9 protein-coding genes are annotated in these 9,175 nt (G+C 69.0%); 1 reads left to right on the top strand and 8 read right to left on the bottom strand.

What is annotated here, in order from left to right; all coding sequences use genetic code 11:
* Positions 1–19 precede the first annotated feature (19 nt).
* Positions 20–568: a type IV toxin-antitoxin system AbiEi family antitoxin gene (locus AB0P08_RS07475; RefSeq protein ID WP_187661520.1), complete on the top strand. Its 549-nt coding sequence runs from the start codon at positions 20–22 to the stop codon at positions 566–568.
* Here AB0P08_RS07475 and AB0P08_RS07470 read toward each other — a convergent pair.
* From AB0P08_RS07470 to AB0P08_RS07435, 8 genes are all read right to left on the bottom strand, one after another.
* Entirely contained in the window at positions 555–2,807 is a 2,253-nt protein-coding gene (locus tag AB0P08_RS07470; RefSeq protein ID WP_363589112.1) for a RelA/SpoT family protein, read from the bottom strand. The genes AB0P08_RS07475 and AB0P08_RS07470 overlap by 14 nt on opposite strands.
* Positions 2,808–2,872: 65 nt before the next feature.
* Positions 2,873–3,862 carry a protein translocase subunit SecF gene (secF, locus tag AB0P08_RS07465; RefSeq protein ID WP_187661522.1) on the bottom strand — a complete coding sequence of 330 codons (990 nt, stop codon included), beginning with the start codon at positions 3,860–3,862 and terminating at the stop codon, positions 2,873–2,875.
* Positions 3,862–5,592, bottom strand: a complete 1,731-nt coding sequence (gene secD, locus AB0P08_RS07460; RefSeq protein ID WP_363589110.1) for a protein translocase subunit SecD — start codon at positions 5,590–5,592, stop codon at positions 3,862–3,864. Before secD ends, secF begins: the two co-directional genes overlap by 1 nt.
* 55 nt (positions 5,593–5,647) lie before the next feature.
* A complete protein-coding gene (locus tag AB0P08_RS07455; protein WP_327036709.1) occupies positions 5,648–6,049 on the bottom strand; it encodes a preprotein translocase subunit YajC in 402 nt (133 codons plus the stop codon).
* A 72-nt stretch (positions 6,050–6,121) separates the two neighbouring features.
* Positions 6,122–7,147, bottom strand: coding sequence for a Holliday junction branch migration DNA helicase RuvB (ruvB, locus tag AB0P08_RS07450; protein WP_259954516.1), 1,026 nt, complete (start codon positions 7,145–7,147; stop codon positions 6,122–6,124).
* A complete protein-coding gene (ruvA, locus tag AB0P08_RS07445; RefSeq protein ID WP_259954517.1) occupies positions 7,140–7,760 on the bottom strand; it encodes a Holliday junction branch migration protein RuvA in 621 nt (206 codons plus the stop codon). Before ruvA ends, ruvB begins: the two co-directional genes overlap by 8 nt.
* A 9-nt stretch (positions 7,761–7,769) precedes the next feature.
* Positions 7,770–8,354: a crossover junction endodeoxyribonuclease RuvC gene (gene ruvC / locus AB0P08_RS07440; RefSeq protein ID WP_363589108.1), complete on the bottom strand. Its 585-nt coding sequence runs from the start codon at positions 8,352–8,354 to the stop codon at positions 7,770–7,772.
* Positions 8,355–8,399: 45 nt separating this feature from the next.
* Positions 8,400–9,161, bottom strand: a complete 762-nt coding sequence (locus AB0P08_RS07435; protein WP_363589106.1) for a YebC/PmpR family DNA-binding transcriptional regulator — start codon at positions 9,159–9,161, stop codon at positions 8,400–8,402.
* Positions 9,162–9,175: the final 14 nt, after the last annotated feature.

Genomic DNA, 9,175 nt, shown 5'->3' with positions numbered 1-9,175 from the left:
ATCACGCCACACTGGCGGCATGCACCCCGCTCTGCTGTATCTGCCCGGCGCGCGCCTGAGCGTGGGCGAGCTCAGTGCCGCCCGGCTCGACGGCCATGTCGTCGAGGTCGGTGACGCCTACATCCCGGCTGATCTGCCGGAGTCCCCCGATGTGCGGGCGCAGAGCATCGCCGCGCTCGTCCAGGAGGGCGCAGCGGCCTGCGGGCCCAGTGCCGCCTGGATCCACGGCGCCCGCGATGCCCCGCCGTCGATCCACCACGTGCGACGCTGCGTGGAGCGCCGGGTGCGCCCGCGGGTGCAGACCAGAGTGTCGTTCCACGACACCTTGGTCCCCGCGGCGGACCTGGCCCGCCTCGGCGGGATCTTCGTGACGTCGCCGGTGCGCACGATGGGCGACCTCGCCACGGCGCTGCACCGCGATCCCCGTGTGCTCCCGTGGATGCAGGCCCTCGCCCAGGTCGACCCGACCGCGCTCGACGGCGCCATCGCCGACCTCCGGGCCCGGCACCGAGTGCCCGGCAGCGTCAGTGGTGTCGCGGCGTTGGAGCGGCTCGTCAGGAGGACGTGACGCGGTACACGTCGTAGACGGCGTCGATCCGGCGCACCGCGTTCAGGACGCGGTCCAGGTGCACGGCGTCACCCATCTCGAACACGAAACGACTGAGTGCCAGGCGCTCATCCGTCGTCGACACGGTCGCCGACAGGATGTTCACGTGATGCTCGCTGAGCACCCGCGTGACGTCCGAGAGGAGGCCGGAGCGGTCCAGGGCCTCCACCTGGATCTGCACACGGAACACGCTCTTCTTCGTCGGTGCCCAGGAGACCTCGACGAAGCGGTCCTGCTCGCCGCTGAGAGCCTTCACGTTCACGCAGTCCGCCCGGTGCACGGAGACGCCGCTCCCCCGGGTGACGAAGCCGACGATGGGATCACCGGGCACCGGAGTGCAGCACTTCGCGAGCTTGACGAGGATGTCGTTCGCGCCGCGCACCAGCACGCCGGAGTCGCCGCCCCGCGACTCTCGCGTCTGGACGCTTCCCGGAAGGTCGATCGCCCCGGTGGTCGGCTCGTCGGTGGCGACGAGCGCGGTGACCTTCTCCAGCACCGACTGGGTCGAGACGTGGCCCTCGCCGACCGCGGCGTAGAGACCCGAGACGTCCTCGTAGTGCATCTGGTGAGCGACCTCGGTGAACGAGTCCTGGCTCATCAGACGCTGCAGCGGGAGGTTCTGCCGGCGCATCGCGCGGGCGATCGCCTCCTTGCCCTGCTCGATGGCCTCTTCGCGGCGCTCCTTGGTGAACCAGCCGCGGATCTTGTTCCTGGCACGGGTGCTCTTGACGAACCCGAGCCAGTCCTGGCTCGGCCCCGCGTCCGGATTCTTGGAGGTGAAGACCTCCACGACGTCGCCGCTCTTCAGCTCCGACTCCAGAGGCACCAGGCGTCCGTTGACCTTGGCGCCCATGGTGCGGTGCCCGATCTCGGTGTGCACGGCGTAGGCGAAGTCCACCGGGGTGGCGCCGGCCGGGAGACCGATCACGCGCCCCTTCGGGGTGAAGACGTAGACCTCCTTGGCGCCGATCTCGAACCGCAGGGAGTCGAGGAACTCCCCGGGGTCTGCGGTCTCGGCCTGCCAGTCGGAGATGTGCGCAAGCCACGCCATGTCGGTGTCGGAGGCGCGGACCTCGGCCTTGCCTCCGCCGTTCATCCGCTCCTTGTACATCCAGTGCGCGGCGACGCCGTACTCCGCCTGGTGGTGCATCTCGTGCGTGCGGATCTGGATCTCGACCGTGCGACCGGCCGGGCCGATCACGGTCGTGTGCAGCGATTGGTAGAGGTTGAACTTCGGGGTGGCGATGTAGTCCTTGAACCGGCCGGGCAGCGGCGTCCAGCGGGCGTGGATGGCCCCGAGCACGGCGTAGCAGTCGCGCACGGACGAGACGAGGACACGGATCCCGATCAGGTCGTAGATGTCGTCGAACTCGCGACCGCGGATGACCATCTTCTGATACACCGAGTACAGCTGCTTGGGCCGGCCGACGACCTTGCCGCGGATGCGCAGGTCGCGGAGGTCTTCGTCGATCTCCTCGATGACCTGGCTCAGGTACTTCTCGCGCTGCGGGGTGCGCTGGGCGATGAGGCTGTGGATCTCGTTGTAGATCTTCGGGTGGAGGACCGCGAAGGACAGGTCTTCGAGCTCCGACTTGATCGCCTGGATGCCGAGGCGATTGGCCAGCGGCGCGTAGATCTCCAGCGTCTCCTTGGCCTTCTTCGCCGCCTTCTCCGGCGGGACGAAGCCCCAGGTGCGGGCGTTGTGGAGCCGGTCGGCGAGCTTGATGAGCAGGACCCGGATGTCCTTCGACATCGCGACGATCATCTTGCGGACGGTCTCGGCCTGCGCGCTCTCGCCGTACTTGACCTTGTCGAGCTTGGTGACGCCGTCGACGAGCATCGCGACCTCGTCGCCGAACTCGGCGGTCAGATCGGTGAGCGCGTAACCGGTGTCCTCGACGGTGTCGTGCAGCAGGGCGGCGGCGATCGCGCGCGGTCCGAGACCGAGCTCCGCGAGGATCTGCGCGACGGCGAGCGGGTGCGTGATGTACGGCTCGCCGCTCTGCCGCTTCTGTCCCTCGTGCTTGTCCTTCGCCACGGCATAGGCGCGGGAGATGACGGCGAAGTCGCCCTTCGGGTGGTTGGCCCTGACGGTGCGGATCAGATTGTCGAGATCGTTGATCCGGGACGCGCGCGAGAAGATGCGGGGCACCAGCCGTCGCAGACTCGAACCCTGCGATGCCGTCTGCGGCTCCGCCATCCACTCACCTCCGAATCAGACAATCCTACGCGCGCTGAGCGGGGGTCGGCCCCGCGGCGGGGGCGTCAGGCGTCGACAGCCGCTTTGGTCCGTGCGGCACGGATACGGGCGTCGCGCTCCTTGATCTGCGGCTCGTTCTCACGGAACAGCGAGTACAGCGGCGCGGCCACGAAGAGCGTCGAGTACGTCGCCACGAGGATGCCCACGAAGATCGACAGCGAGATGTCGGTCAGCGTCTCTGCACCGAGCCAGAAGGCGCCGATGAAGAGGATCGCACCGACCGGCAGCGCCGCCACCACGGAGGTGTTGATCGACCGGATGAGGGTCTGGTTCACCGCGAGGTTGACCGACTCCCCGAACAGCCGCGACGTCTTCTCCCCGTCCTCCGTGGTGTTCTCCCTGATCTTGTCGAACACGACAGTGGTGTCGTACAGGGAGTACGCGAGGATCGTCAGGAAGCCGATGACGGCCGCCGGCGAGATCTCGAACCCGGCGAGGGCGTACACGCCGACCGTGATCACGAGCACGTCGAGCAGACCGATGATCGCGGCCGCCGACATCTTCCACGTGCGGAAGTAGATGGCGAGGATGAGGAAGGTCAGCGCGAGGAAGATCGCCAGGCCCCACAGGGACTGCCGGGTCACGCTCTCGCCCCAGGCCGGGCCGATGAACGAGGAGGCCACCGCATCGGGCTCGACGCCGTAGGCGTCGGCGAGGGCGCCCGCCACCTGCTGTGTCTCCGCCTCCGTCATCTGATCGGTCTGCACCCGGACGTCCTGGTCGTTGACGATGACGACCTTGGTGGCGGCGCCGGGAACCACCGACTGCACCGCTTCGGTCGCGGTGTCCTGATCCGTGGTGTCGGGCGCGGCGACGGTGAACTGCGAGCCGCCGGTGAACTCGATCGAGAACTGGATCGGGCGGAACAGCGGCACGAGGGCCGAGCCGACGACCAGAGCGATCGCGATGATGAACCAGAGGCGACGGCGCCCGACGAACGGGAAGGACGTCTTGCCCGTGTAGAGGTTGTTGCCGAACTCATTCATGGAAGGCATCAGTTGTCTCCCTCACTTCCGGCCGTGGTCTGTCTCTCGGCGGCGAGGGCCTCCGCCCGCTTGCGCTCGGCGATGGTCTGCCGGCGATCCGCCTCTCCGCGCGAACGCGCGTTCTTCGCCCCGCGCCCCGCGGATGCCGTGGCGACCTCGCGGTACTGCGAGCGGCTCCGGTACACGGCACCCAGGGCCTCCGGATCCAGGCCGGAGAGCTTGTGCCCGCCGCCGAAGAACCGCGTACGAGCGAGCAGCTGCATGACCGGGTGGGTGAAGATGACGAAGATCAGCACGTCGATGACCGTCGTGAGGCCGAGGGTGAACGCGAAGCCCTTCACCGTCGAGTCGGCGAGGATGTACAGCACCACGGCGGCCAGGACGTTGATGGACTTGGAGATGTAGATCGTCCGCTTCGCCCGACCCCAGCCGTCCTCGACGGCGCCCGTGATCGACTTGCCGTCGCGCAGTTCGTCTCGGATGCGCTCGAAGTAGACGATGAAGGAGTCCGCGGTGAAGCCGATCGACACGATCAGGCCGGCGACGCCGGCGAGCGACAGCCGGAAGCCGATCCGCCACGCCAGGATGCAGATGACGATGTACGTGAGCACCGCCATCACCGCGATCGACGCGATGATCACCGTCCCGAGCGCCCGGTACGACAGCAGTGAGTACACCGCCACGAGCGCGAGACCGATGAGGCCCGCGATCAGACCGATCTGGAGCTGCTGGGTGCCGAGGGTCGCGGAGATCGTGTCCGAGCTCTGCACCTCGAAGCTGAGCGGAAGGGCTCCGAACTTGAGCTGGTCGGCCAGGGTCGTCGCGCTCTCCTGCGTGAAGCTGCCCGAGATGCTGGGACGGCCGTCGAGGATGACGCCGTTCATGCGCGGTGCGCTGATGACCTCGCCGTCGAGCACGAATGCGAACTGGTCGCGCGGCGACAGTCCGTCGATGCGGTTCTGGTTGAGGCGGGTGCTGACCTGGCCGAAGGCGTCCGCGCCCTCGCCGTTCATGGTGAGCTGCACGATCCAGGCACCGGAGCGCGGGTCGCGTCCCGCGGTGGCGTCGGTGATCGCGCGGCCGTCCAGCTCAGCCGGGCCCAGGATGAACTTGGCCGTGTCATCGGGCGAGCAGGCGATCACCGGCTCGTCCTTCGGGGCCTTCGACGGGTCGTTGGCGGGGTTGGCGCAGTCGTACGCCTGGAACTCCGCCGCGAGCTTGTCGGTGACCCACGAGAGGTCGCTGGCGTCCGTGGGCTCCGCCGTGGGCTCCGCGTTCAGCGACGGGTCCGGGCTCGGGTACGGCGTCGAGTTGCCGTCCTCGCCGACGAATTCGGTGCTCGCCGCCGTGGTGTAGAGCACCGGACGGAACTCGAGCTGAGCGCTGGACTGGATGCGCTGCCGCGTCTGCTCGTCAGCCTCACCGGGGATCTGGACGACGATGTTGCGCCCGCCCTCGGTGGTGATGTCGGCCTCGGCGACGCCGGAGGCGTCGACACGCTGACGGATGATCGCCGCGGCCTGATCGAGCTGCTCCTGCGTCGGCGCGGCTCCGTCCTCGGTCTCGGCGCTCAGGACGATCTGGGTGCCGCCCTGCAGATCGAGCGCGAGCTCGGGTGTCCACGAGCTCTGCTTGAAGACGTACACACCCAGCGCATTGATGCCGAAGAGCACGCCCGTCACGAGGAGCAGGCCGAGGAGGACCCGCCAGGCGTGGCGGACGGGAGAGGATGAAGCCACGTGTGTTCAGCTTTCTGGAAGGACGGTGATCCGGGAGGCCGTGACGGCCCGCGTGCTACTTGTCGTCGGCGTCCCGCTCGAGGCGGGCGCGGGTCTCCTCCGGCGTCTCCAGCGCGGGAGCGGCGGTCTCGTCGACGATGTGGTCGTCCGCGCCGGCGAGAGGCGCGTCGACGATGGCGTCCTTGGGCTCCACGACACGGAGGATGGCCTGGCTGTGCACCTCGATGACGGTGCCGGGCGCGATCTCCACGAGGGCCGGGGAATCGAGGTCTTCGGCGTCGTACGCGACGATGGTGCCGTAGATGCCGCCCTGCAGCAGGACCTTGGCGCCGGGCACCGTCTTGGTCGCCTTCTCCTCCTGCTCGGCCTTCATCTGCCGGGTGCGCTTGCGCGTGTTGAAGATCATGAAGATCAGCAGGACGGCGAGGAGTCCGAAGAGGACAAATTCCATGGGCATGGGGATGGCGCCTTTCTCAGGTGCACGCACCAGCCTTTGGGCGCACAGCGGTATCGGGGAAGTCTTCAGCGATTATAGGTCATCCAACTTCAGCATCCCGTCCGGGTGCGCCACACCGAGGTGGTCGTAGGCCTCCGGCGTCGCGACCCGCCCTCGGGGCGTCCTGCCCAGGAAGCCGATCCGGACGAGATAGGGCTCGACCACGCTCTCGACGGTCTCCGGCTCCTCTCCCACCGCCACCGCGAGCGTGCTCAGGCCGACCGGTCCGCCGCGGAACCGACGCACCAGGGCCTCCAGCACCGCGCGGTCCAGACGGTCCAGTCCGATCGCGTCCACGTCGTAGAGGTCGAGGGCCGCCCGCACGCCGCTGAGCGTCGCCTCGCCACCACCGTGCACGAGCGCATAGTCGCGCACGCGGCGCAGCAGCCGGTTCGCGATGCGCGGGGTCCCGCGGGAGCGTCGCGCGATCTCGGAGAGCGAGTCCGTCGGGAGGTCGACGCCGAGCACCGCAGCGGAACGGCCGATCACCCGCTCCAGCTCCCCCTCGTCGTAGAACTCGAGGTGCCCGGTGAAACCGAACCGGTCCCGGAGCGGATTGGGCAGCAGCCCGGAACGCGTGGTGGCACCGACCAGGGTGAACGGAGACAGCTCCAGCGGGATGCTGGTCGCCCCCGCGCCCTTCCCGACCATGATGTCGATCCGGTAGTCCTCCATGGCGAGGTACAGCATCTCCTCCGCCGACCGGGCCATGCGATGGATCTCGTCGATGAAGAGGACCTCGCCGGGCACGAGGCTCGACAGCAGCGCCGCCAGATCCCCGGCGTGCTGGATCGCAGGCCCGCTGGACATGCGCAGCGGACGCTCGCTCTCGTGCGCCACGATCATCGCCAGCGTCGTCTTGCCGAGTCCGGGAGGGCCGGCGAGCAGGATGTGGTCCGCGGGGCGCGATTGGATGCGGGCCGCCTCCAGGAGGAGCTGCAGCTGTCCCCGCACCTTCTGCTGCCCCACGAACTCGTCGAGGCTCGAGGGGCGGAGGGCGCCCTCGATGGCGAGTTCGGACTCGTCCGTCGGCTCGGTCGGATCGAGGGCGTCAGCCACGGCCCTGGCCTGCCTGCGCGGGTCCGAGCAGCGCGAGCGTACGCCGCAGGAGGAGGGCGACCGACGCGCGCTCGGTGTCCGTCGCATCCGTCGCCGTCTGGGTCGCCGCCTCGGCTGCGACCTTCTCCGACCAGCCGAGCCCGACGAGCGCCACCGTCACCTGGGTGACGATGTCCCCGCCTCCGGCCGCCGCGGGAGCCGACGGCGCAGCCACGGGCTGCACCTTGCCGGCGAGCTGCACGACGATCAGCTTGGCCGTCTTCGGGCCGATGCCGGAGACCCGACGGAACGGCGCGTCGTCCTCCGCGGTCACCGCCTCGGCGATCTGGTCGGCGGTGAGATGCGACAGCACGCCGAGCGCCGACTTGGGACCGACCCCGGTGACGCTGAGCAGCAGGCTGAAGATCTCCAGCTCTCCGCGGTCGGCGAACCCGAACAGAGACAGCGAGTCCTCCCGCACGATGAGGCTCGTGTGCAGCAGGAGCTTCTCCCCCACCGTCGCGGTGTGGGCGACATCGGCCGGGACCGCGACCGCGAAGCCCACGCCGCCGACGTCGATGATGACCTGGTCCGGCGTCGTGTGCAGCACGGTGCCGTGCAGAGAGGAGATCATCCTCTCAGTCTAGGAGCCGGCTCGTAGATATGTTCGAGCGACACGCTCCGCGTCGGCCCATGCGCGCTGCGCGGGGGTCAGGCCGCCACCGGTGCGGCTCGTCGACGGAGCGCCGCGGCGCCAGGCGTGACACAGCGCGATCGCCAGGGCGTCCGCCGCGTCCGCGGGCTGCGGAGGCGCGTCCAGCCGGAGGATCCGCGCGATCATCGCCTGGACCTGACGCTTGTCGGCGGAGCCGTACCCGGTCACCGCGGCCTTGACCTCGCTCGGCGTGTGGGTCGCCGCCGGCAGGCCCGCCTCGGCGGCGATCAGGAGCGCAACACCGCTCGCCTGCGCGGTGCCCATGACCGTATGCGTGTTCTGCTGCGCGAACACCCTCTCGACCGCGACCGCATCGGGGCGGTGCTCGGCGATCGCGGCGCGGATGCCCGCCGCGACGACGGCGAGGCGGTCGCCGATCTCCGCATCCGGGGCGGAGCGGATCACCCCCACGTGGACCAGCGTGCCGCGGCGGGCACGGTCGACATCGACGATCCCGACACCGCACCGGGTCAGTCCGGGGTCGATGCCGAGCACGCGCAGCGAAGTGGTCACCCGATCAGGCTAGGCCGCGTGCGCCGTCGTCGACTCGCGCCGCGCCTAGGCGTCGTCGTTCTCGAGCTCCGCCTGGACCTCGGCGGACAGGTCGAGGTTGCTGAAGACGTTCTGCACGTCCTCGCTGTCTTCGAGCGCATCGATGAGGCGGAACACCTTGCGGGCGGTCTCGGCGTCGATCTCGACCTTGAGGTTCGGCACGAACTCGACGTCGGCCGACTCGTAGTCGATCCCGGCGTCCTGCAACGCGGAACGGACGGCCACGAGATCGCTCGCCTCGGTGATGACCTCGAAGCCCTCGGCGTGCGGCTCGATCTCCTCGGCGCCGGCCTCCAGCGCCGCCATCATCACGTCATCCTCGGTGGTGCCCTCGGAACCGACGACGATGACGCCCTTGCGGCTGAAGTTGTAGGCGACACTGCCCGGGTCGGCGAGGGTACCGCCGTTGCGGCTGAGTGCCGTGCGCACCTCGGCCGCGGCGCGGTTCTTGTTGTCGGTCAGACACTCGATCATGAGCGCGACGCCGTTGGGCCCGTAGCCCTCGTACATGATCGAGGTGTACTCGACGGCCTCGCCGCCGATGCCGGCACCGCGCTTGATGGCGCGGTCGATGTTGTCCTTGGGGACGGAGGTCTTCTTCGCCTTGAGCACCGCGTCGAAGAGCGTCGGGTTGCCCTGCAGATCGGCGCCGCCCAGCTTGGCCGCGACCTCGATGTTCTTGATGAGCTTGGCCCAGGACTTCGCACGGCGCGCGTCGATGACGGCCTTCTTGTGCTTGGTCGTGGCCCACTTGGAATGCCCGGACATAAGTCTCCGCTCGT

Origin of the sequence: Microbacterium meiriae (assembly GCF_040686935.1) — a bacterium.
Lineage (GTDB): Bacteria > Actinomycetota > Actinomycetes > Actinomycetales > Microbacteriaceae > Microbacterium > Microbacterium meiriae.
Note: the sequence above shows the minus strand (reverse complement) of the source record. Positions and strands in the feature narration are given on the sequence as shown.